Raw genomic sequence first — 21,536 nt, forward strand, 5'->3', positions numbered from 1 at the left:
GCCGCGGGGTACGCGAGCGTCATCAGGCCTTACTGCCCATACAGTTATGGAGGCTGACGCCATGGGTATCGGCGGATGCATCGGTCTGCTCGCGGTGGGGGCGATTCTCACCTTCGCGGTGGACTGGCACATGGCCGGCATCAACGTTGACCTGGTCGGCATCATCATGATGATCGTCGGCATCATCGGGCTCGCGACCTATGTGAGCATTCTGAAGCGGCGGCGCACCCAGCCGCCGTCCCCGGGCGCCCCGGTCGTCGATGTCGAGGACACCCGTTACTACAAGTAGTTCCCGGCCATGCGGTCTTCGTTCCGCCGTCGGCCCCGTCCTTCAACCGCAGGACGTACCGGACTTCGGCAGGACCCCGGTCAGCAGGAAGTCGTCGACATGGCGCTGCACACAGAGGTCTCCGGTGGTGTAGGCGGCATGTCCCTCACCGTGGAAGGTCAGCACGACACTCGAATTGCCCAGCTCGCGGGCCATGTTGAAGGCACCCTCATAGGGCGTCGCCGGGTCGTTGCTGGTCGCGACGAGCAGCAGGGGCGGCGCGGTGGGCGCCGCGACCTCGCGGGAGGAGTCATCGCCCGCCACCGGCCAGTCGTAGCAGTCCAGCAGGAGCGGGGCGATGTCCGGGCCGAAGAGCGGGGACGCCTTGGTGAGTTCGCGCTCCGCACGGGGGTAGTCGTCGGCGCCGTAGCGCTCCGAGGTGTCCCGGCACGAGATCGCCCGGAGGGCCAGCTGGTCCTGCGGCGGTAGCTCGTCCCGCCCCACCTGCGGTGCCGGGACCGTACGGGCGGTGCTGCCGCCACCGCTCTCGCTCAGGCGGAGGATCCCGGCGGCGTCGCCCCGCCGCAGCTGCGCCAGCGCTTGGCGCAGCGCCGGCCAGTCGCTTCTGCTGTACAGGGCCTCCCGCAGCGCGTACACATAGGTGGTCTCATCCACCGTCTCCCCCTTCACCTTCATCGGCCGTTCGCTCAACTCCTGGTACCACGTGCGCAGTTGCTCCTGCGCCCCGCGTTTGTCGGTGCCCAGCGGGCAGTCCGCGCTCTGGAGGCAGTCGGCGGCGAAGTCGTCCAGCGCCCGCTGGAAGCCGCGGGCCTGGGCCAGTGCGGTCTGCCAGGTGTTCTTGGTCGGGTCCTCGACGCTGTCCAGCACCATCCGGCCGACCTTGTCGGGGAACTCATGGGCGTAGACCGCGCCGAGTTTGCTGCCGTAGGAGAAACCCAGGTAGTTGAGCTTGTCGTTGCCGACGGCGGCGCGCAGTACTTCCATGTCCCGGGCGACATCGGGGGTGCCGACCCAGCGCAGCAGCCCGCCGGAGTACCGGCCGCAGGCCTCGTTGATGCGCTTCTCCTTCGTGGCGAGGCTGTCGTCGGCGCCGGTGGCGAGTTTGCTGCCGCAGGAGATGGGTTCGGTGTGGCCGGTGCCGCGCGGATCGAAGCTGACGATGTCATAGCGCTGATTCAGCCGGGCGAAGGCGTTCCCGCTGTCGATCAGATAGTTGACGCCGGAAGCACCCGGCCCTCCGGGGTTGATCACCAGGGAGCCGAGGTGTGCGCCGGGTCCGGTCGCCTTCAGCCGGATCAGCTGGACCTGCATGGTGCTCCGGGTGGGGTTGGCGTAGTCCCGCGGCACATCCATACGGGCGCACTCCAGGCGGTCCCGGAAGCCGGGCGGCTGGGAGGCGCCGTCGCTCCGCGCGCCGTTCCGGAGGTCCTGGCCACAGGGCTCCCAGGACAGCGTCTGCTGGTAGAACGGCGTCAGCCCGGGGTCATCGACGGCCTGCGCGGCCGGAGTTCCCGCGAAGACGCAGAGCAGCGCGACCACCGCCGCCAGGGCCGACAGCCGCAGTGAGGTCAGGCGCCGGCGAACACACCGCGCTCCCCCTACTCCCACACGAGACGGTGCACGGCGTGTTCCCGGCATATTCCGAGCCTAGGGCCGTTGCACCGCTCCCGCACACCTGCCGTGGGGGCGCCGCCGTGGCGCTTCTTCCGGCGGCGCCGTGGCGCCTCTTCCGGGCCCACGACGACCGACGGTCACGGCGTCATGACCCGGCCACCCAGCGGGACCGGGCCCTCTCGGAGCGTGGTCCCGGGGGCCTTTCGGTCCGCTCAAGATGCGGAGGTCGCGAGTCCGATCACCCTGGAGAGTAGGGCAGAACGATGCCACCGCGTGGCGGGGCCCTGCACAGACGCCCATCGGCTGCACGGCCGGGAAAAGGTGACCACCCATGAATGACGGAACCAAGGTCCTGCTGGCCGCCGCCTTGGCCGGTGGCTATGTGCTGGGCCGGACGAAGAAAGGCCGGTTCGCGCTCACCGCGGCGTCCTATATCGCCGGGCGTCAATTCGGGCTCGACCCCCGCCAGCTCGTGAGCCAGGGGGTGCGCAAGCTCACCGAGATTCCCCAGGTCGCGGAGCTGGGTGACCAGCTGCGCGGAGAAGTGCTGGACGTCGGCAAGAAGGCCCTGACGACCGCGGCCAACCGCCGTCTGGAGACGCTCGCCGACACGCTCCACGACCGTACCCGCGCGCTCGAATTCGGCCCGGAAGAGGAAGAAGGGGAGGAGGAAGAGGGCGAATTCGAGTACGACGAGGAGGAAGAGCCGGAGGAGGAAGAGGAAGAAGAGGAGGAGCCCGAGGAGGAGGAAGAGCCGGAAGAGGAGTACGACGAGGGCGAGGGTGCGGAGGAGGAGCCCGAGGAGGAGGAAGAGGAGCCCGAGGAACGGCCCCGTCGGCGTACGCCACGAGCCGCCGCACAGAAGCGGGGTGGGCCGTCCGCCAAGAAGACCGCCGGGAAGCAGGCGGCCGCCGGCCGGAAGGCGGCGGCGAAGAAAGCCGCACCCGCTAAGAAGACCGCGGCAAAGAAGACGGCGGCGAAGAAGACGGCCGCACAGAAGACAGCCAAGAAGGCACCTGCCAAGAAGGCGGCCCCGGCAAAGAAGACCGCGGCCAAGAAAACCGCCGCGAAGAAGACGGCAGCGAAGAAGACCGCGGGCCGGACCACCGCGGCCAAGAAGACGGCGGGCAAGGCCGCCGCCAAGAAAGCTCCTGCGAAGAAGACTGCCGCGCAGAAGAAGGCAGCTCCTGCGAAGAAGAGCGCCAAGAAGACAGCATCGCGCGTCGAGCGCCGGAGGTAACCGGTCATGGCCAAGACGGGACAGGACAACGTGGGCTCGGGCCTCGATCGGCTGCGAGACGAACTGGGGAACTACGCGACGCAATGGGTGGGGAACCTGGCGGAGAAGGCCGGCGACAAACTGACGGATGTGACCGGACAGCTCACCGATGTCGCCGAGAACGGCGGATCGCTGGGCAAGATCGCGGGCAATATCCTGGGCGGTGACTCGCCCTTCAAGGCCGCTTTCAAGGGGACGGCGGAGAACGTCAAGGACACCGTCACCGGAAAGGCCAAGGAGCTCTTCGGCGGCGGAAAGGGAAAGCGCAAATCGGGGGATCAGAAGGTCACCAACATCATCGAAGTCCTCGACATCGGGGTGCCGCTGCGTACCGCCTACGACCACTGGACGCAGTACGAGAAGTTCAGCGGCTTCACCAAGGGCGTCCGCAATGTGTCGATGCACGATGAGACGACCAGTGACTGGAAGGCCAAGGTCGGTCCGTCGACACGGGGCTGGAAGGCCACCGTCCAGGAGCAGGTGCCGGACGAACGCATCATCTGGACGTCCGAGGGCGCCAAGGGCACGACCCGCGGTGCCGTCAGCTTCCACGAACTGGCGCCCAATCTGACCCGCATCGTGCTGGTCGTCGAGTATTACGCCTCGGGGTTCTTCGAGAAGACCGCCAATATCTGGCGCGCCCAAGGACGGCGGCTGCGGCTGGACTTCAAGCACTTCCAGCGCTACGTCACGCTCACCGACGAGGAACCGGAGGGCTGGCGCGGCGAGATCCGCGAAGGCGAGGTCGTCCGGACCCACGAAGAGGCCATCGAGGACGAAGAGGCCGAGGAGCGCGAGGGCGAAGAACGCGAAGGCGAGGACGAGGGCGAGGAATACGAAGAGGACGGCGAATACGAGGACGAGGAAGAAGCCGCGGACGAGGACGAAGAAGGCGAGGAAGGCGAAGAGGAGGACGAGGGCGAGGACGGCGAGTGGGATGAGGAAGAGGAAGACGAGGAGGAAGAGGAGGAATGAGCTCCGCACTCGTGAAATCCCTTGACACACTGGGCCGTTGGGAGCAGCTGGACGCCGTGATCGGCCCGGTGCAGCGGGTGGTGCGCGGCCTGCCCCTCGGGCGTTTCCGCGATGTGCTGCACGGTCTGCCGATCGGTCATCCGCTGCACCCGGCGCTGGTGCAGCTGCCGATGGGCGCCTGGATGTCCGCCGCCGTGCTGGACACCGTTCCGGGTACCCGGCGCGGGGCCCGCCTCCTGGTGGGGGTGGGCGTCCTGGCGGCCGTACCGGCCGCATGGGCCGGCTGGGTGGACTGGGCCGAGCAGCACGAGGACCAGATGCGTACCGGGCTGGTGCACGCGGGGTCGATGGCCCTGGCCATCGGGCTGTACGCGAGATCCTGGGTACACCGCGGCCGCGGCAGCACCGCGCGCGGCAAGCTGCTCGGGTTCGCCGGGCTGTCCGCGGCCGGCACCGGCGGCCTGCTCGGCGGCCATCTCGCCTACCGGCAGGCCGCGGGCGCCAACAAGGCGGAGCCGGTACCCCGTCTGCTGGAAGAGGGCTGGCACCCCGTGGGCAGGGTGGAGGACTTCCCGGTCAACGAGGCCGTACGCCGGGAGCTCGGTGAAGTGCCCCTGCTGGTGGTGCGTCAGCCGGGCGGTGAGATCCATGTGCTGGCCGGGCGCTGCAGCCATCAGTCCGGGCCGCTGACGGACGGCACCCTCGCCGACGGCTGTGTGACCTGCCCCTGGCACGGCAGCGTCTTCCGGCTGGCGGACGGCGCGAACATCGCCGGCCCGGCGACCGCTCCCCAGCCCTCCTTCCGGGTGAGCGTGGAGGGTGACGGCACCGTTTACGTACGGTTGCCGGGCGCGGGCTGAGCCGTTCGTAGGCGTGCTCCGGGCCGTGGCCGGGCACTCGCCGCTCCGCCCGCGGTGGCCGGACCGGGCACTCGCCGGGCCGCCCCCGGTGGCCGGACCCAGCACTCGCCGAACGGCCCCGCCCCGACCGCGTCCAGGCGGCGCGCCCCCGCCACCGCCCGACTGGCCGAACGCCCCCTCGCGGGTGCCGCGCCCCCTCGCGGGCCGCATCCGCCCCTGCCCGCCCGGGAATCCCTGCCGTGCGGGAGCGCGAACGCCCTGCTCAGCGGCCGGGTGACGGGCCCGCCGTCGGCCGCCGCCCGCTACCGTCGAAGAGCGTGCGCGTCCGGACCCGCCCGTGGGGCCGTACCCCGTCCGTGCCGATCCGCGTCCAGTGGAAGGGCTCATCATGCGTGTGCTTCCGGCCGCTCCCCCGATCGAAGGGCTCACCGCTGTCGTCACCGGCGGCTCGCGGGGGCTGGGGCTGCTCCTGGCCCGCCAGCTGCTGCGGCGCGGCTGCGATGTCGTACTGCTGGCCCGGGACGAGGCCGAACTCGGCAGGGCCGTCGGGAAGCTGCGGCAGTGGGGCGGCGGGACGGTGCGCGCCGTGGTGTGCGATGTGCGGGACCGTGCCGCGGTGCGGGACCGTCTCGCGGAGATCGCCGACGAGCACGACGGACTGGACATCGTCATCGCCAACGCCGGCATCATCCAGGTCGGCCCGGCCGACGCGCTGGGCTCCGACGGTTTCGAGGAGGCGATGGACTCCGTCTTCAACGGGGCCCTGAACACCGCGCTCGCCGCCCTCCCCCACCTGCGGCGCAGCCCGGCCGGCGGCCGGCTCGCGCTCGTCGGGTCGGTCGGCGGCCTGCTGGCGGTGCCGCATCTGCTGCCGTACTCCTGCGCCAAGTCCGCGGTGGCCGCGCTGGCCGAAGGGCTGCACGCGGAAGAGGGCCCGCACGGGGTCTCGGTGACCGCGGTCCACCCCGGTCTGATGCGGACCGGGTCGCATCTGCACGCCCTCTTCGGCGGGGACCGCCGCCGGGAGTACGCCTGGTTCTCGGCGCTGGCCGGGGCCCCGGTGCTGTCCATGAACGCCGAGCGGGCGGCGGAGCGCATCGTGACCGCGCTCCAGCGGCGGCGGCCCCGGATCGTGCTGACGCCGGCGGCCAGGCTCGGCGCCACGGCGCACGGGCTGGCCCCGGTGACCACCACCCGGCTGGCGTCCGCGGTCGCCCGGGTGCTGCCCCGCAACGGTGCGCGCGGCACCGTCGACGGTTCGACGGTCGCCGCCGGGGAACAGCCACCGGCCCGTCGGCTCCGCGGTGTCCTCGGCGCCCTCAACGAACGGGCGGCCGACCGCTTCAACCAGCGCTGAGGGCCCGTACGGGCACTTCGGAACGGGCCTGACCGCAGGTGCGGAATGCGGAAAGCGAGGCGTCCCGGTGTTTCCTGGCCGCGTTGCCGGGCACGCGGACTGGCACGACAGGAAGAGCCGACCTGTGGTGAAAGGAGAATGCATCGTGGCTGCGAGCAATTCCCCCGCCTATACCGTTCCCGGGATGACCGAGACCGAAGGCGGAGAGGTCATCGGACGGCTGCGGATGAGGCTGCACGCGCTCAATGACCTGGCCCTCACTCTTAAGCATGTGCACTGGAATGTCGTGGGGCCGCACTTCATCGCCGTCCACGAAATGCTCGATCCGCAAGTCGACGCGGTCCGTGCCATGGTCGACGCGACCGCGGAGCGCATCGCGACGCTCGGCGGCTCCCCCACCGGGACACCCGGCGCGCTGGCCGCCGAACGGACCTGGGAGGACTACTCCGTCCAACGGGCGCAGGCCATCGAGCACCTCGGGGCGCTGGATGTCGTCTACTCCGGCGTCATCGAGGACCACCGGGCTGCGGTGGCCGCCACCGAGGGCATCGACCCGGTGACCCAGGACCTGCTCATCGAGCATCTGCGGTCCCTGGAACTCTTCCAGTGGTTCGTCCGGGCGCATCTGGAGAGCGCCGGCGGCACCCTCAGCACCGGCTCGGCCAACGGGCTGTCCGAGGCGGGCCGGGCGGCCGCCGAGCAGGCGCGCCGGCAGCCCTGACCGAGGCACCTCAGGTGGCCCACCCGAGGGCGCCGGCCCCGCCGTCGCGCAAGGCGACGGCGGGGCCGCGCGGTCAGTGCTTAAAGGAGTCCCGGCCCTTTTCCACCGCCTGCTTCATTTTCCCCATGGCCTGTTCCGCCTTGCCCCGCCTTCGCAGGGCTTTGTTTCCGAGGGCCCTCCCGGTCGTTTCCTTGGCCTTTCCCTCGACGATATGGCCGATGTTCCTGGTCTTCTTGGCGATGCCCATGGTGTGCTCCCTTCAGGGTTCTTCGGCGGGTGGCAAGAGGGTCCCGAGCGGCCCGAGATCCAAATTGAGGTCTTGCATCGTCAGTTCATAGCGGGCGCAGAGTTCCACCATCCGGTCGTGCAGAATCATCAGCGTCGCTCCCAGGCGTTCCTCCTGTTCCTCGGTGAGGTCCCCGGCGTCGACCCGTTGCAGGGCCTGGCGTTCCATCAGCTGGCGCAGCAGCTCGACCAGGGTGAGCACGAGCTTGATCAGGTCTCGCTCCACCGTGTCGGGGTCGGCGCTGATCCGGTGCGCCGGATGCCGGGCCGCCGGGCCGCCGGGCGGCGGGATGTCCTGCGGTGCCGCGGGCAGCAGCCGGAACGCCCGGTCGGCCGCGTCGGCGACATCGTCGAACCGGTTGCCGGGCCGGCGCTCCTCAGCCGTCATGGTCGTCCCGTACCGAGGGTGCGAGGGCGGACCACGGGGAGGGGTTGTGTTCGCTGATGGAGACGATCAGGGCGCGCAGCGAGATCCGGACCAGGTCGATATCGGCGATGGAGAGCACGACATCGCCGGTGAGGACCACGCCGCCGCTGAGCAGCCGGTCCAGCAGATCGATCAGCGCGATCTGCCGATCCGGCAGAGGTTCGTCCGTCGTTGCCGGCGGCCCGCCCGCCGGCCTCATGGAGCAGCTCCCCGCACCGGTTCGGTCTCGGGCGGCGTGGCGAAGGAGTACGGGGCCCAGGGCCCGGTGACCTCCACACGCACCCCGGACAGCCCCTCGGCGGCCCGGCTGACGTCCGCGCGGAAGCTCTCGGCCTCTCCGAGCGGCACGAGGTAGGCGTCGTTGACGACGTTCTCGCCCGGCCCGCGGGCGAGTTCGCCCTGCTGCACCCGGTGCTGGACCCGGTCGACCGCATGGCCGCGGGCGGCGGCCTCGACCCGCCGGGCGACCTCTTCGGCGTCGCGGTAGGCGTCCTCCCGGGCGTGCCGCTGTGCCTTGCGGTGGCTGAGGTAGGCCCGTCCGGGGCTCAGGCCGGTGTCCGCGGGCGGCGCGGCCGGCCGGTCGGTGGGCGCGGGCGCCTCGACATAGATCTTGACGCCCCACTCCGTGTGCGCGGCCAGCTCGGCCAGCCGGCCGGCGAACGCCTCCTGGCGGGCTTCCAGCATGCGCCGCACCCGCTCGTCGTCGAGGTACACCGTCGCCAGCCGGAGCGGCAGCACGGTGGTACGGGCGGCCAGCGCCTCGATCACCCGGTGATGGGCGCGGGCCACCGACTCCAGCCACTCCAGATCCTCCAAGTTGGCGCGCAGCGCGGCCTCGTGGAAGTCCTCCTCGGGCACCGGGCTCACGGCGACCACCACGTCACCCCCCTCTCCGGCCCGCACCAGATGCACCGGTGCGTCCGCGACCCCCGGCAGACCGGCAAGCGCCTCCGCCAGCGATCCGCCGGCATCCCGCGCGACCGCGTACGCATAGCTGATGACCTCGGTCATGAGGTGTCCCGCCGCTTCTTGGTACGGGGGCGGGGCTCGGGCCGCTTGGCACGGGTGCCGCGGGCGGCGGTGGCGCGGCGGGCGGCGGGACGGGGCTTCTCGTCCTCGTACTCAGCCTTAGCCTCGGGCTCGGCCTCAGCTTCGGCCTCATCCTCGTACTCGTACTCCTCCTCGTCCTCCTCCTCGGCCGGGGGCAGTTCGTCGTCCTCCCGCAGGGCCCGGATCTCGGCGCGCAGCCGTTTGTTCTCGTCGGCGAGCGAGCGGTAGCCGTCGGACGCGCGGGACGAGAGCGAGGGGTCGTGCTCCCACCAGTCGATGCCCATCTCCTTCGCCTTGTCCACCGAGGCGACCAGCAGGCGCAGTTTGATGGTGAGCAGTTCGATGTCCAGCAGGTTGATCTGGATGTCGCCGGCGATGACGATGCCCTTGTCCAGGACCCGCTCCAAGATGTCGGCAAGGTTGGCCGACGAGCCCTGCCCGCCGTACGGGCCGGCCCGGGACGGATAGTCGCCCATCCTCCTGGCGACGGGTTCGTTCACGGCCGCTGCACCTCGATTCCCGGTGTTGCGACGGGAGCGCGGGGCGGCGCTCCCGTTCCGCGGCGGCCACCGCGGTCAGCTGTTGGTGCCCTGGGCATGGGCCCTGATCTCGTCCAGCCGGTCCAGCAACTCGTCCTCACGCCGGTCGAAGGCCTCCTCGGAGATCTCTCCTGCCAGCAGCGCGCGTTCGAGCTCGGCGAGTTCCCGCTCGACGGGTTCGGGGTCGTAGTACTCCTGCTCCGCGGCGTCGAGGGCGCGTTCCATGACCCAGGCCACGCCGCGCACCGGCGCGAGCGGAAGGGTGGCAAGGTGACTCAACAGGCCCATGGGGACCCCCTAGACGAAACTGTAGGCGGGCAGCGGGCCGAGCAGCCGGAGGTCGAAGTCCTCCCCCAGCTCCTTGGCGAGATCCCGCTGCGCACCGAGGAAGCTCTTCTCGTTGTCCTGCTCCACCAGGAAGGACACGCTCAGGAAGTCGTTCCCGGTCGGTGGCGAGGAGCGCTCCTCCCGGGCGAAGCCGCGCAGTGCGTCGAGGACTCCGGCGGCGAGCTGCTCCTGTCGTGCCTGCACTTCCTGGGAGACCATCTCACCGAGGGCGAGCGGGAGTTCGGGCGCGGCGTTGCCGCTTCTGATCTGCTCGTTGAGCTGTCGTGCCTCATCCGACTCCGTGAGGATCTGCCGCAGCAGCGCGTCCTCGTCCTGGGCGGCCTTCAGGTGGTATTCGACGCAGCCCTCCAACGCCTCCAGCCGCTCGGTGAATTCGTCCGCACGCTCCTTCAGGACGGCCCGTACGGCCTCGTCGTCCGTGGTCGTGAAGCCGAACTGCAAGGGCAGGACCGTACCGTCGGCCATCAGCCGTTCCTGGACGGCCTGGTGCGCGCCGAGGTCCCTGCGCTTGGGCCGCAGCTCCTCCGGGGCGTCGCTGACCACGGCGGACAGCTGCTTGCTCTGCACCGTGCGGAGGTCGGACGGGGGGTTGCCCACCCCGTGGAGGCCCTCCAGGTTCTGCGGATGGGTGGTCGCGAGGATGGAGTAGACGTAGACCGACATCCCTCACTCCTTTCGGCGCCGGGCCGGCCGGCGAGCGGACCGCTCGCGCCGCTCGGCGGGCTCCTTGTGCCTCGACTCGTGTTCCTCGTCGTCGCTGCCGCCCTTGAGGGCGTCGGTCACCGCTTCCGCGGCCCCGGACAGCGCGCCCTTGGCCTTGCCGTGCGAGCCGCCCTCGGTCACCTCACCGACGAGGTCGGTCAGCTGGGAGGGTGCCTTGCGTCCCGCCTCCAGGTCGAGGCGGTTGCAGGCTTCGGCGAAGCGCAGGTAGGTGTCGACGCTCGCGACGACGATGCGGGCGTCGATCTTGAGGATCTCGATGCCCACCAACGACACACGCACAAAGGCGTCGATGACCAGACCGCGGTCCAGGATCAGATCGAGGATGTCGTAGAGGTTTCCGGAGCCTCCGCCGCCACCTGCGGCGACGGTTCCTCCGCTTTGCGGCACCACAGTCACGGTGCCTCCCTTCACCGGCTCGCTCCGGCCTTACGAAGCGGCCGTCTCGTTCGCCGGGCGAACGGTGGGTGGCTTCCCGACGCCCTATCGGCGGTCGATCTGGCCTCGGGTGTAGCGGCGGGTGCGCTCGTACGCCACCAGTTCGCCTTCCTTGTCCAGCATCACCCGGTAGGTCGCCATCACGCTGGTGGTCCCGGGGACGCGTTCCAGCTCCAGGACTTCCACGTCCGCCTGCCAGCCGTCCTCCGTCGGCTGCACCGCGGAGACGGACTCGGGAGCCCGCCCCAGCAGTTCCTTGAGCTGGTCCGCCGCGTACCGCATGGCACGTGGCGCCGAGACCCGGCGGCCCGCGCGCGGCGGTTCGCTGTCGCTTTCGCTGTCGCGGTGACCGGACCGGGCGCTGCCGGCGCTTCCGGCGGGCTTTTTGACGGTCTTCTTGGCGGTCTTCTTGGCGGTCTTCTTACCGGACGGACGCCGAACTCGTTCGGTCTCGTCCTCTTCGCCTGTGGCCATGTTCCTCTCCGACATCGGAGGCGACATGCTGCCCGCGCCACTACAAAGAGGCGCCACTTCATGATACGCGGCTTGAGCTGAGCGCATCTTGGAGCCGGAATGCCTGGTCCCGGGGCTGCCGGACCGGCCCGGCAGCGAGTGCCGGGGCCCGGTGGGCGGCGTAACGTCGGCACTGTCCCGGGAGAGACGTCAGGACGGTCTCGGCACGGGGAGAAACCGGCGGGCCGGAGTGGGTCTCGATGGCACGACGACAGTGCGCAGGTGCGCGATGACCGGCGGGAACGAGCCCGGCCCGGCGGGCGACCCGGTGGGCCGGGCGCTGCTGCGCGCCATGGAGGAGACCGGGGCGTCCGTCGGCGGGGTCTATGTGCTGGCGGCCGACGCGCCGGTCCTCCAGCTGACCGTCATGAGCGGGGTACCGGCGCCGTTCCTGGCACCGTGGGACCGGGTCGCGCTGGCAGCTCCCATCCCGGTGGCCGTCGCCGGCCGCGAACAGCGCCTGGTGTGGGCGGGCGGCCAGCAGCAGATGGCCCGTGACTTCCCGCGGACGGCGGTGGCGGTGCCCTACGACTTCTCGCTGGCGGCGGCCCCGGTCAGCAGCCCGGCCGGCAGCCTGGGCGCCTTGCTGCTGCTGTGGCCCGCCGGCCATGCGGCCCAGCTGTCGACGGCGGAACGCGAGGCGGTGACCGCCGCGTGCCGGCGGCTGGCGGCGCTGCTGGCACGGCACCCCCGGCCCGACGGCTCCGGCCCGTGCGAGGCGCCGCGGGTCCTGACGCCGCCACCGGCGCGCGCCGTGGGCCCGGCCGAGGCGCTGGCGGCGGCCGACTACCTGGAGCGGCTGCCCGGCGGCTGCTGCGCCCTTGACCTGGAGGGACGCATCACCCTGGTCACGCAGGGCGCGGTGGAGCTGCTCGGCGAGAAGGGCTCCCGGCTGATCGGCGCGCGCCCGTGGGAGGCCCTGCCGTGGCTGCGCGACCCGGTCTTCGAGGACCGCTACCGGGCCGCGGTGATCAGCCGCCGGCCGACGTCGTTCACCGCCAGCAGGCCCCCGCACCACTGGCTCACCTTCCGGCTCTTCCCGGACAGCCGAGGTCTGAGCGTGTGGATCAGCCCGTCGGACAAGGACTACGGCCCGGTGGCGGCCGCACCCGCGCAGGGGGAGGTCGTGCCGGTGCGGGCCGGGCAGATCTACCACGTGCTGCATCTCGCGGCGGCCCTCACGGAGGCCGTGGGAACGCAGGATGTGGTCGATCTCGTCGCCGACCAGATCGTGCCGGCGTTCGGCGCCCAAGGCATGCTCATGTACGTGACGGAGGCGGGCCGGCTGCGGACCATCGGGCACCGCGGCTACTCCGCCGAGGCGGTCGCCGCCTTCGAAGGGGTCGCCCTCGGCGCCGCCAACAGCCCCGCCGTCCACGCCCTCGCCAGCGGGGAGCCCAGCTTCTTCTCGTCCCCCGAGGAGATCGAACACGACTACCCGGGGCTGCCGCGGCTGACCGGCAAGGCCGCGCGGGCCGTGCTGCCGCTGATCGTGTCCGGCCGCCCGGTCGGCTGCTGCATCCTCTCCTACACCCGGGCCCGCACCTTCAGTCCGGAGGAACGCCAGGTCCTGACCTCGCTGGCCGGGCTGATCGCCCAGGCGCTGGACCGGGCCCGCCTGTACGACACCAAGCAGCAGCTGGCGCACGATCTCCAGGCCGGCCTGCTGCCGCACGGCCTGCCCTCGGTACCGGGGTTCGCGGTCGCCGCCCGTTACCTGCCGTCGACCCGCGGTATGGACATCGGCGGCGACTTCTACGATCTGATCCGCCTCAATGAGGACAGCGTCGCCGCCGTCATCGGTGACGTGCAGGGCCACAACGCGGCGGCGGCCGCCCTCATGGGGCAGGTCCGCACCGCCGTCCGCGCCTACGCCACCGCCGGGGCCGCACCGGACGAGGTGCTGGCCCGGACGAACCGGCTGCTGACCGATCTGGACCCGGGGCTGTTCACCAGCTGTCTGTACGTCCACATCGACCTGCGCACCCGCCGGGCCCGCCTGGCCGGTGCCGGGCATCCGCCGCCGCTGCTGCGCCACCCCGACCGGCACACCACGGTGCTGCATGTGCCTCCGGGGCTGCTGCTGGGGATCGAACCCGGGGCCCGGTACTCCGCCACGGAGATCACCCTGCCGCCGAGGTCCGTCCTGGCGCTCTACACCGACGGCCTGATCGAAACGCCGGGGACCGATCCGGATCTCTCCGTCGCCGACCTCGCCGGACGCCTCAACGACGCGCCGCCACTGGGTCCGGACCGGCTGGCCGACTCCCTCCTGGAGAACCGGCACGGCGACGCGGACCGGCAGGACGACGTGGCCCTCATGCTGCTGGCGGCGCTGCCGGCCGGGCCGGTCACACCCGATTGAGCGCCGGGGCGGGGGAGGCAGCGGACCGGCGCACCGAAGTGAGCCGCAGCAGAGGAATTTTGATGCCTCGTCACCTCAGTTCACGTCACCTCGGCCCGTCGGCGCCCGCGGCGCTGCGCCGCGGTGGAGGGAGCGCTGGGCCCGGCTGAGGACGCGGCCCGGTGCGCGGGTGCGCAGCGCCGCGCGGGCCGCGTTGGCGCCGGGGGCGCCGTGCACCCCGCCGCCCGGATGGGCCCCGGCGGAGGCCAGGTAGAGGCCCGCCACGGGGGTTTCCGGACGGGCGAGTCCCGGCAGCGGACGGAACACCAACTGCTGGTGGAGGGCGGCCGTACCGCCGTTGAGGGCGCCCCCGTGCAGATTGGCGTCCAGCGCCTCCAGCGTCGGCGGGGCGAGAATACGGCGCGCCTTGATCCGGGACCGGAAGCCCGGCGCGAAGCGCTCGACCTGCTCCTCCAGCCGGTCCGCCATCGCCTCCTGGTCCCCCTGCCCCCAGGCCCCGCCGATCCCGTCCTCCCCCGCGTCCCCCCGGATCCGGTGGGGTACATGGGTGTAGGCCCAGGCCGACTCGGTGCCCGGCGGGGAGCGGGTGGCGTCCGCGGTCGTCATCTGGCCGAACAGCGCGAACGGCCGGTCGGGCACCTGGCCCGCGGCGATCTGCGCGGTGAAGCGGGTGAGTTCGTCCATGCCGTCGGCCAGATGCACGGTGCCCGCGGTGGCGGCGGCCTCGGCGGTCCACGGCACCGGGCCGCCGAGCGCCCAGTCCACCTTGAAGGTGGCGAAGTCCCATTGGAAGCGCCGCAGGTCCGCCGTCAGCCGCCCGGGGAGGTGCCGGGAGTCGACCAGCCGGCCGTACAGAGCGGGCACGGACACATCCGCCAGCACGGCGCGGCGGCCCGGCACGGTCTCACCGATCGCGGTACGCACCGCCACCGCGCGCCCGGAGCGTACGACGATCTCGTCGACCCGCTCCCCGCAGCGCAGCACCCCGCCCCGGCGGTACAGCCGCCGCACCAGGGCCGAGGTGAGCGACTGGGCACCACCGGCCGGTACCGGAAAGCCGTAGTGCTGGCCGAGCATCGACATCAGCCATCCGAAGCCGCCGCTGCCCGTGGCCTCGGGGGCGAGGTCGGCGTGCAGCGCGTTGCCCGCCAGCAGCAGCCGGCCCGCCTCGCCGTGGAACTCCTCCTCGCCCAGGCGCCGTACGGGCAGCAGCAGCATCCGCGCCAGCCGCAGCCCGCCGGCCCCGCGGACCCGGGCGGCGAGCCGGGCCAGGACACGCAGCGGCGGGAACGGGGTGAACAGCGCGTCGAGGAGGTCGCCGCCGACCCGCTCCCAGACATCGCACAGTTCCTGCCAGGCCGCGCCGTCGCCGGTGCCGAACATCTCCAGCCCCGCCACCGTGCCGGCCGTGGCGCGGCCCAGCAGCGCGCAGCGGCCATCGGTCAGCGGATGGGCCAGCACCTGGGGCGCATGGCTCCAGACCAGCCCCTCTTCGTACAGGTTCAGGGCGGCGAGGACCGGGGAGGCGGCGGCCAGCGGATAGAAGGAACTGCACAGGTCGTTGACGAAGTCGGGGTGCACCGCACAGTCGCTGCGGACCGCGCCGCCCGGTTCTTCCTGCTCCTCCAGCACCTCCACCGTCCACCCGGCGTCGGCCAGCAGGTTCGCCGCGACAAGTCCGTTGGGTCCGGCACCGATCACCACTGCGTCCGGCATCGCTGCCTCCTGTTCACCCGCCCCCGTGGTGCACCGTGTCCCGACCTCGGTGCCTCACCGGACGGGACGGCGGTCAGGTTCCGGCCGGCGCCCGGACCGGGGCCTCTTCGGCCACCTCGGCGAGCCTGCTGAGCATGCTGCGGTGGCGCAGCTGGAGCAGGACGTCCAGCGCCCCGTTGTGCAGCCGTCCGCCCGGTCCGGCCAGTGGGTGTTCGTCGACGATGACCAGGGAATCGGCGCCCCAGGGACGCACTTCGAGAGCGATCCGGGCGGTGCCCAGCCGGCCGCTGTCCACCTCCAGTTCGAGGGTGCGCGGCGGATCGCTGTGGCGGACGACGGTGTGCCCGGCGGCCTCCCAGGGCCCCAGGCGCACGGTGTATTCGAGCGTGGCGCCGACCTCCGGCCAGTTGCCGTCCTTCGGCCGCGAACGCGCGGTGCCGACCACCCAGTCCTGGTAGCGGGAGCGGTCGGCGAGCACCGCCCACAGCTCCTCGGGCGACCTCCTGATCAGCTGGTGTCGTACGGCCACGAGCCTTTCACCGCCTCACCGCACTCGGTCGCCGGCTTCCTCACCCAGCGTAGAGCGCGCTCCCTGGCCCGGCCTCCTGAGCGGTACGCCCGTCCGCCCCCGGCAGCCGCGGCCAACCGGGCGCTGCGGTGCGGCGAGCCACTACGGCTGCCCTCCGCCGACCAGCGGTTGCCCGGGGGGCAATACAGGACCAAAGTGATGAATACACACGCATGCCAGATCGGAGCGCATCGTGATCGTTCTCGGAATCATCCTGCTTGTCATCGGATTCCTGACCGGCATCGGCATTCTGTGGACCATCGGCATCATTCTCGCCGTCATCGGCTTGATCCTTTGGGTCCTCGGTGCCATGGGGCATGCGGTCGCCGGCCGCAAGCACTACTGGTAGCCGGGCTGCTGCCCCCGGACCGCTGCGGCGGCGGAACAACCCTTCCCGCCGCCGCACCGGCCTGAAGTCAGGGCGTGAGCACCGTCTTGATCATGCCGTCTTCCTTCGCCTGGAAGGTCCGGTAGGCCCGCGGCCCGTCTTCGAGCGGCAGGGTGTGGGTGGCGAACCCGTCCACGCCGAGCACATCCGCGTCGTTGAGGAGGGGCATGATGTCGTCGACCCACCGCCTGACGTTGGCCTGGCCCATCCGCAGCTGGATCTGCTTGTCGAACAGGGTCAGCATCGGCACCGGGTCGACACTTCCTCCGTAGACACCGATGAGCGAGATCGTGCCGCCGCGGCGGACCGCGTCGACAGCGGTGTTGAACGCCGCCATGCTGTCCACCCCCGCACGGCCCATCAGTTTCTCCCCCACGGCATCGGGCAGCAGACCGGCCAGATTCTGGGCGGCCCGCGCCAGCGGAGCCCCATGGGCCTCCATGCCGACCGCCTCGATGACGGCGTCGGTGCCGCGCCCTGCGGTGAGCCCGCGGATCTCCTCGCCCAGATTCTTCCCGTACTCGTTCAGATCGAGGGTGTGCACCCCGCGCTCGCGGGCGCGGGCGAGGCGTTCGGGGACGAGGTCGACGCCGATGACCTTGCTCGCGCCCTTGTGCAGCGCGATCCGGGCGGCCATGTCACCGATCGGGCCGAGTCCCAGCACGGTGACCGTGCCGCCGGGCGGCACGTCGGCATAGACGACGGACTGCCAGGCGGTGGGCAGCACATCGGAGAGATAGACGTACCGCTGGTCCGGCGGACCGTGCGGCACCTTCACGGGCAGCGTGTTGCCGAACGGGACCCGCAACAACTCCGCCTGTCCGCCCGGCACTTGACCGTAGAGCTTGGAGAACCCGAAGAGGGCGGCGCCCGTCCCCCGCTCCTTGACCTGCGTGGTCTCGCACTGCGAGTGGAGCCCCTGCCCGCACATCCAGCAGGTGCCACAGGAGACATTGAACGGCACCACCACACGGTCACCGACGGACACCTCCGTGACCTCGGGCCCGACCTCCTCGACGATGCCCATCGGCTCGTGGCCGAGGATGTCACCGGGGTCGAGATAGGGGCCGAGGACCTCGTAAAGATGCAGGTCGGAGCCGCAGATACCGGTGGAGGTGATGCGGACGATGATGTCGGTCGGTTCCTCGATGGTGGGGTCGGGGACCGTGTCCACGCGTACATCGCGCTTGCCGTGCCACGTCAGGGCTCTCATCTTCGCTCCTCAAGGAGAAGGGGGCGGACTCATGACGGAATCCGCCCCGCCGCACGTCGGGCAGCCGTGACCTCAGGGGCGCCGGACCGCCGGGACCTCAGGGTTCCTGCGGGTCGACGCCGGTGTGCGCCTCCGCGTCCCTGCCGCCGCTGGGCCGGCGCGAGGGACCCTTGGGCCCCATGTCCCGCATGCCCTTCTCCTCGGTTTCGGCAGCACGCCGCTCACCGGAACGGGTCTCGCTCTTGGTCTCGCTCGCCGGGGGGACCTTCTCCTGTCCGCCGGACTCCTTGCTGCGGTCCTTCTCGGGCGCGTACTCCTCCGGGCGGAACGACCGGCCGGCGCTCTCGTTCTTCTGCTGCTCGGTCTGGTCGACGTCGGGCGACCAGCCGTGCTGCTCGGTTCCCTTGTGCATGCTGTGGCCCTCGCCCATCTTCGGGTGCGAGGACTTGCGGTGTCTGGTCACTGCTGCTCCCTACGTTGCGCGTCGCCGACGGTCGCCATCGGACCACGCCGTGCACGCGGAACGGCGCGCCGTCCTCGCCATGCGCACGCCCTCTGGACGCTATGCGCATGCCGGGCCGGCTCCTACGTCGCCTGCGTCGGAGACTCCCGTACCTCCAGGCTGAGGGCCAACGGGATCATCCGCATCTCCGCCCTGCCGGGGCGGGCCCTGCGCGGGCCTGCGCGGGAGGGCGACTGACGGCGTGCGGCGCGCGGCCGGGGAGCAGCCGGCCGGCGCCGTACCGGGGAGTTACTCCGGTCGTCCGTATCGTCCGTATCGTCCGTGTCGTCCGTGGCGTGACTCGCCGGACGACCCGGCGGCGCGCGAGCCCCGGTCGGGACCGGGGCCGGGGCCGCCGGGCCGTGGTGCGGGCTCAGGGTCAGGGGGGTCGGGGACCGGCGGCGGCTGGGGCTCGGGGTGCACGGGGTCCAGCGGGCCCGGCGGTGGCGGATCCGGTACCTCGTGATGTGGCATGCGTCAGCTCCTTCCGGTCGCCTCGTGGTTCACGGCTGCGGGTGCCCGGTCCGCGTCCGCTCACACCTGGGGGCCGCGCCGGCCCGGAGTCCGGACCGGCGCCGCCGGCCGTCAGCCGGTCAGCTCGACATCCGGCCGGCCGGCGGAGGTGTCCGCCCCGGAGGCGAGGGCCACGCCCCGCACGGCGCGAGCGGCCTCGGCCGGGGACGGTGCGACGGTGCGCTCGGACAGCGGAAGCGGGGCCGGGACCAGCTCGGGGTTGCCGAGGAAGACCCGGTTGACCACCCGCTCGGCGGCGTGGCCGTCGTCCCACATACAGAAGCGGGCACGGAAGGCGGCCCGCAGCGCACCGGCTTCGGTGCCGTTCCAGCGGCCGCTGCGGAACGCCTCGATCAGCTCGTCCTCGCTGGTGGCGACGATCCCCGGGGTGTCTCCCGGCTTTCCCGACAGCAGGTCGAAGGTGACCCCGCGGGAGCGGACGTAGGTCTCCCAGTCGTCCGCGTAGCTGATGATCGGCCGGTCGAGATTGGCGTAATCGAACATGATCGACGAGTAGTCCGTGATCAGCGCGTCCGCGGCGAGGCACAGCTCCTCGACCGACGGGTGCCGGGAGACATCGATCAGCGCCCCGTCCTCCTGGAGCTTCTGAAGGTGCGGGTTCTGGTCGTAGAAGTAGTGCGTACGGACCAGCAGGACGATGTCCGGGCCGAGTTCGCGGGTGATTTTCTCCAGGTCCAGCTGGGGCACATAGCCGACCTGGTAGTCGCGCACCGTCGGGGCGTAGAGGACGGCGGTGCGGCCGGGGGCGATGCCCAGCCGCTCACGGATGTCCAGGATGTCCCGGGCACCGGTCCGGAAGAAGACGTCATTGCGCGGATAGCCGGCGTCGAGGGACTCGAAGCCACAGGGGTAGACCCGCTCCCACTGCTCACTCGTGTGCTGGTTGGCGGAGACCGACAGATCCCAGCGGTCGGCGCGTTCGAGCAGCTTGCGCATGCTCATTCCCTTGCCGGCGGCCGGGTATTTCTGCTGGTCGATGCCCATACGCTTGAGCGGGGTGCCGTGATGGGTCTGGAGATGGACCTGGCCCTTGCGCTTGACCACCCCGTCGGCGAAGTTGACGTTGTTGACGAAGTACTTCGCGCGCGCCATCAGCTCCCAGTAGCGCCGGCTGTTGACGACGACATGGTCCATACCGTCCGGCACGGTGTCCACGGCGTCCTCGCGTACGACCCACACCCCGTGCAGCTGCGGGGCCAGCTCCTTGGCCTTTTCGTAGACCGCCAGCGGATTGCAGGAGGGGGTGCGGTTCCAGTAGGCGCTGAAGACGGCGAGGTTCTGGTCGAGGGGGCGCTTCAGCTGTATCCGGTAGAAGCTCGCCGCGGCCCGCTTGCTCATGGCGCGCTGGGCCTTGCGCAGGCGCCGCTGCCCGCTCTTCCGGGTACGGCTCATCAGATTCAGGGCCTGGAAGGCGCGGTAGGAACCGCGTTCCAGTGCCTGGAACCGGCGGGCGTCGGCCTCCGGGGGCGGGGTGAAGCCCGCGGGCTTGTGCCGCCGGCACATCGCCACGGAACGCCGGAAGAATTCCGGCCGGTCCTGGAGGTGCACCCGGCTTTCCCGCGCGCCGGTGAAGAGGAAGTGGCTGACCATACGCTCGAAGAACAGCGGCCGCAGAGGGTCGAGGTCCGGCCGGCCGTCGAGGAAGTCGAAGAGCCGCTGGTACTGGTCGAATATCGTGAAGTGCTTGCGGCCCGGTGTCTTCATGGAATTGCCGTGCCGGCGCTGGCGGTATTCCACACAGGCGTGGTCCAGGCACACGGCACGCTCGGCGGTGAGCATGGTCGTGTAGACCATGAGGGCGTCCTCGTAGAGCCCGTCGGTGTACCGGAATCCGTTGTCCACGAAGAAGTCGCGCCGGAAGGCCCGGTTCCACACCACCGCGAACATCTGCAGGAATTCGGTGCGCTCGGTGGGCTTGAAGACCTCCGCTCCGGCCTCGGCGAGGAGTTCCCGGACGGCACTCGGCTGGACCGCGTGCCACCAGTAGGTCCGTACGTGGTCGAAGAGCAGCAGGTCCGGGTCCTGCGATGCGGCCAGCCGGTCGGCCATGGCCCGCAGCGCGCCCGGGGTGAAGGTGTCGTCACTGTCGAGGAACAGCAGATAGTCCCCGCGCGCACGCGCCACTCCGGTGTTCCGGGCCGCGCCGATGCCGCCGTTCTCCTCGTGGCGCACAGGGATCACCCGGGGGTCGCGGGCGGCGAACTCCGCCAGGATCTCGCCGCTGTGGTCCGGCGAGCAGTCGTCGACCGCGATGACCTCGAAGTCGGTGAAATCCTGCGCCAGCAGCGAGTTCAGACACGCGCGAAGATAGCCCTGCACGTGGTAAACGGGAACGATGATGCTGAACCGCGGGGCGGCTCTGAGGCCCGTCTCGGGCATGGCGGGGTTGCTCCTCGAAGGTGTCGGCCGCAGGACGCCGGCCGGAAGTTTCCGTGACGGGCAGTGGGACAGCCGGTGACCGGAAATGGTTGTGTCCGAGCCGCCCAGAATTCCCCTTGTCTCCCTCACACGACATCCCGGGCCCGCCGTGACGGGGCGGCCCGGTCCCCCGGTCGGCAGTCCCGGGCCGCCCGGGCCGGAGACGCGGACACTCGCCTTCTCCGCGTCACGTGACCTTGGGGATCTGAGCACGGATACTGCCCTCGGGGCGGCCCCACCTCCGCTCCGCGCACGCCGCGGAGTGTCGGAAGCACCGTCAGGAAAGGGGGCTGCGGCCGTCCTTCGTCCTGCCCTGCCCCTTCCCTCGCCGCCCTCGGACCGCCAAGATCGATAGTCGTGCATCACCACAGCCTGACCTGGGCAAACGCCGGTCAGCGACCCGATTGCCAGCTCACC

The 21,536-nt window shown here is 71.2% G+C and carries 23 protein-coding genes; 8 read left to right on the forward strand and 15 right to left on the reverse strand.

Going from position 1 to position 21,536, the window contains the following annotated elements; translation table 11 throughout:
• Positions 1-61 precede the first annotated feature (61 nt).
• Positions 62-289 (forward strand): DUF6458 family protein, encoded by a 228-nt coding sequence (locus tag ACZ4XD_RS23670; RefSeq protein ID WP_042160310.1) that lies wholly within the window; start codon positions 62-64, stop codon positions 287-289.
• 42 nt (positions 290-331) lie between these two features.
• Here ACZ4XD_RS23670 and ACZ4XD_RS23675 read toward each other — a convergent pair whose 3' ends face one another.
• Entirely contained in the window at positions 332-1,897 is a 1,566-nt protein-coding gene (locus ACZ4XD_RS23675; protein ID WP_468045072.1) for an alpha/beta hydrolase, read from the reverse strand.
• Positions 1,898-2,234: 337 nt separating this feature from the next.
• Here ACZ4XD_RS23675 and ACZ4XD_RS23680 point away from each other — a divergent pair, with 337 nt between their 5' ends.
• From ACZ4XD_RS23680 to ACZ4XD_RS23700, 5 genes are all read left to right on the forward strand, one after another.
• The gene (locus tag ACZ4XD_RS23680) at positions 2,235-3,143 is read left to right on the forward strand and encodes a histone protein (protein ID WP_468045074.1); all 909 of its coding nucleotides are present in this window, start codon (positions 2,235-2,237) and stop codon (positions 3,141-3,143) included.
• Between the two features lie 6 nt (positions 3,144-3,149).
• Positions 3,150-4,157, forward strand: coding sequence for an SRPBCC family protein (locus ACZ4XD_RS23685; protein WP_468045076.1), 1,008 nt, complete (start codon positions 3,150-3,152; stop codon positions 4,155-4,157).
• On the forward strand, positions 4,154-5,017 hold the full coding sequence (locus tag ACZ4XD_RS23690; protein ID WP_468045078.1) for a Rieske (2Fe-2S) protein: 864 nt from the start codon (positions 4,154-4,156) through the stop codon (positions 5,015-5,017). Before ACZ4XD_RS23685 ends, ACZ4XD_RS23690 begins: the two co-directional genes overlap by 4 nt.
• A gap of 388 nt (positions 5,018-5,405) precedes the next feature.
• Positions 5,406-6,374: an SDR family NAD(P)-dependent oxidoreductase gene (locus tag ACZ4XD_RS23695; RefSeq protein ID WP_468045080.1), complete on the forward strand. Its 969-nt coding sequence runs from the start codon at positions 5,406-5,408 to the stop codon at positions 6,372-6,374.
• 184 nt (positions 6,375-6,558) lie between these two features.
• On the forward strand, positions 6,559-7,095 hold the full coding sequence (locus ACZ4XD_RS23700) for a Dps family protein (RefSeq protein ID WP_468045082.1): 537 nt from the start codon (positions 6,559-6,561) through the stop codon (positions 7,093-7,095).
• Between the two features lie 73 nt (positions 7,096-7,168).
• Here the strand turns inward: ACZ4XD_RS23700 and ACZ4XD_RS23705 are convergent, their stop codons facing one another.
• The 9 genes from ACZ4XD_RS23705 to ACZ4XD_RS23745 form a co-directional block, all read right to left on the reverse strand.
• A complete protein-coding gene (locus tag ACZ4XD_RS23705) occupies positions 7,169-7,342 on the reverse strand; it encodes a CsbD family protein (protein ID WP_468045084.1) in 174 nt (57 codons plus the stop codon).
• Positions 7,343-7,354: 12 nt separating this feature from the next.
• A complete protein-coding gene (locus tag ACZ4XD_RS23710; RefSeq protein ID WP_235470390.1) occupies positions 7,355-7,768 on the reverse strand; it encodes a gas vesicle protein K in 414 nt (137 codons plus the stop codon).
• On the reverse strand, positions 7,758-8,006 hold the full coding sequence (locus tag ACZ4XD_RS23715) for a gas vesicle protein (protein ID WP_042160323.1): 249 nt from the start codon (positions 8,004-8,006) through the stop codon (positions 7,758-7,760). Before ACZ4XD_RS23715 ends, ACZ4XD_RS23710 begins: the two co-directional genes overlap by 11 nt.
• A complete protein-coding gene (locus ACZ4XD_RS23720) occupies positions 8,003-8,818 on the reverse strand; it encodes a GvpL/GvpF family gas vesicle protein (RefSeq protein WP_468045087.1) in 816 nt (271 codons plus the stop codon). The genes ACZ4XD_RS23715 and ACZ4XD_RS23720 overlap by 4 nt, the downstream gene beginning before the upstream one ends.
• Entirely contained in the window at positions 8,815-9,333 is a 519-nt protein-coding gene (locus ACZ4XD_RS23725) for a gas vesicle protein (RefSeq protein WP_468045151.1), read from the reverse strand. The genes ACZ4XD_RS23720 and ACZ4XD_RS23725 overlap by 4 nt, the downstream gene beginning before the upstream one ends.
• 99 nt (positions 9,334-9,432) lie before the next feature.
• Positions 9,433-9,684 (reverse strand): gas vesicle protein GvpG, encoded by a 252-nt coding sequence (locus tag ACZ4XD_RS23730; protein ID WP_468045089.1) that lies wholly within the window; start codon positions 9,682-9,684, stop codon positions 9,433-9,435.
• Positions 9,685-9,693: 9 nt separating this feature from the next.
• Positions 9,694-10,407, reverse strand: coding sequence for a GvpL/GvpF family gas vesicle protein (locus ACZ4XD_RS23735; protein ID WP_468045091.1), 714 nt, complete (start codon positions 10,405-10,407; stop codon positions 9,694-9,696).
• Positions 10,408-10,410: 3 nt separating this feature from the next.
• Entirely contained in the window at positions 10,411-10,863 is a 453-nt protein-coding gene (locus ACZ4XD_RS23740; protein ID WP_468045093.1) for a gas vesicle structural protein GvpA, read from the reverse strand.
• Positions 10,864-10,947: 84 nt separating this feature from the next.
• Complete coding sequence (locus ACZ4XD_RS23745; protein ID WP_468045095.1) at positions 10,948-11,376, reverse strand: gas vesicle protein GvpO; 429 nt, start codon at positions 11,374-11,376, stop codon at positions 10,948-10,950.
• Between the two features lie 268 nt (positions 11,377-11,644).
• On the opposite strand from ACZ4XD_RS23745, the gene ACZ4XD_RS23750 reads away from it, so the two are divergent.
• Positions 11,645-13,780: a SpoIIE family protein phosphatase gene (locus ACZ4XD_RS23750; RefSeq protein ID WP_468045097.1), complete on the forward strand. Its 2,136-nt coding sequence runs from the start codon at positions 11,645-11,647 to the stop codon at positions 13,778-13,780.
• Between the two features lie 75 nt (positions 13,781-13,855).
• Here ACZ4XD_RS23750 and ACZ4XD_RS23755 read toward each other — a convergent pair whose 3' ends face one another.
• Together ACZ4XD_RS23755 and ACZ4XD_RS23760 are read right to left on the reverse strand one after the other, a co-directional pair.
• Positions 13,856-15,496, reverse strand: coding sequence for a phytoene desaturase family protein (locus tag ACZ4XD_RS23755; protein ID WP_468045099.1), 1,641 nt, complete (start codon positions 15,494-15,496; stop codon positions 13,856-13,858).
• Between the two features lie 73 nt (positions 15,497-15,569).
• Complete coding sequence (locus ACZ4XD_RS23760) at positions 15,570-16,025, reverse strand: SRPBCC family protein (protein WP_468045101.1); 456 nt, start codon at positions 16,023-16,025, stop codon at positions 15,570-15,572.
• Between the two features lie 232 nt (positions 16,026-16,257).
• On the opposite strand from ACZ4XD_RS23760, the gene ACZ4XD_RS23765 reads away from it, so the two are divergent.
• Positions 16,258-16,413, forward strand: coding sequence for a DUF6131 family protein (locus tag ACZ4XD_RS23765; protein ID WP_387249102.1), 156 nt, complete (start codon positions 16,258-16,260; stop codon positions 16,411-16,413).
• 67 nt (positions 16,414-16,480) lie between these two features.
• Here the strand turns inward: ACZ4XD_RS23765 and ACZ4XD_RS23770 are convergent, their stop codons facing one another.
• From ACZ4XD_RS23770 to ACZ4XD_RS23780, 3 genes are all read right to left on the reverse strand, one after another.
• Complete coding sequence (locus ACZ4XD_RS23770) at positions 16,481-17,665, reverse strand: zinc-dependent alcohol dehydrogenase (RefSeq protein WP_468045103.1); 1,185 nt, start codon at positions 17,663-17,665, stop codon at positions 16,481-16,483.
• A gap of 97 nt (positions 17,666-17,762) precedes the next feature.
• Positions 17,763-18,128: a hypothetical protein gene (locus ACZ4XD_RS23775; RefSeq protein ID WP_042160344.1), complete on the reverse strand. Its 366-nt coding sequence runs from the start codon at positions 18,126-18,128 to the stop codon at positions 17,763-17,765.
• 624 nt (positions 18,129-18,752) lie between these two features.
• Positions 18,753-21,080, reverse strand: a complete 2,328-nt coding sequence (locus ACZ4XD_RS23780) for a bifunctional glycosyltransferase/CDP-glycerol:glycerophosphate glycerophosphotransferase (RefSeq protein ID WP_468045106.1) — start codon at positions 21,078-21,080, stop codon at positions 18,753-18,755.
• Positions 21,081-21,536 lie beyond the last annotated feature (456 nt).

This window comes from Streptomyces sp. NPDC029466 (assembly GCF_055574515.1).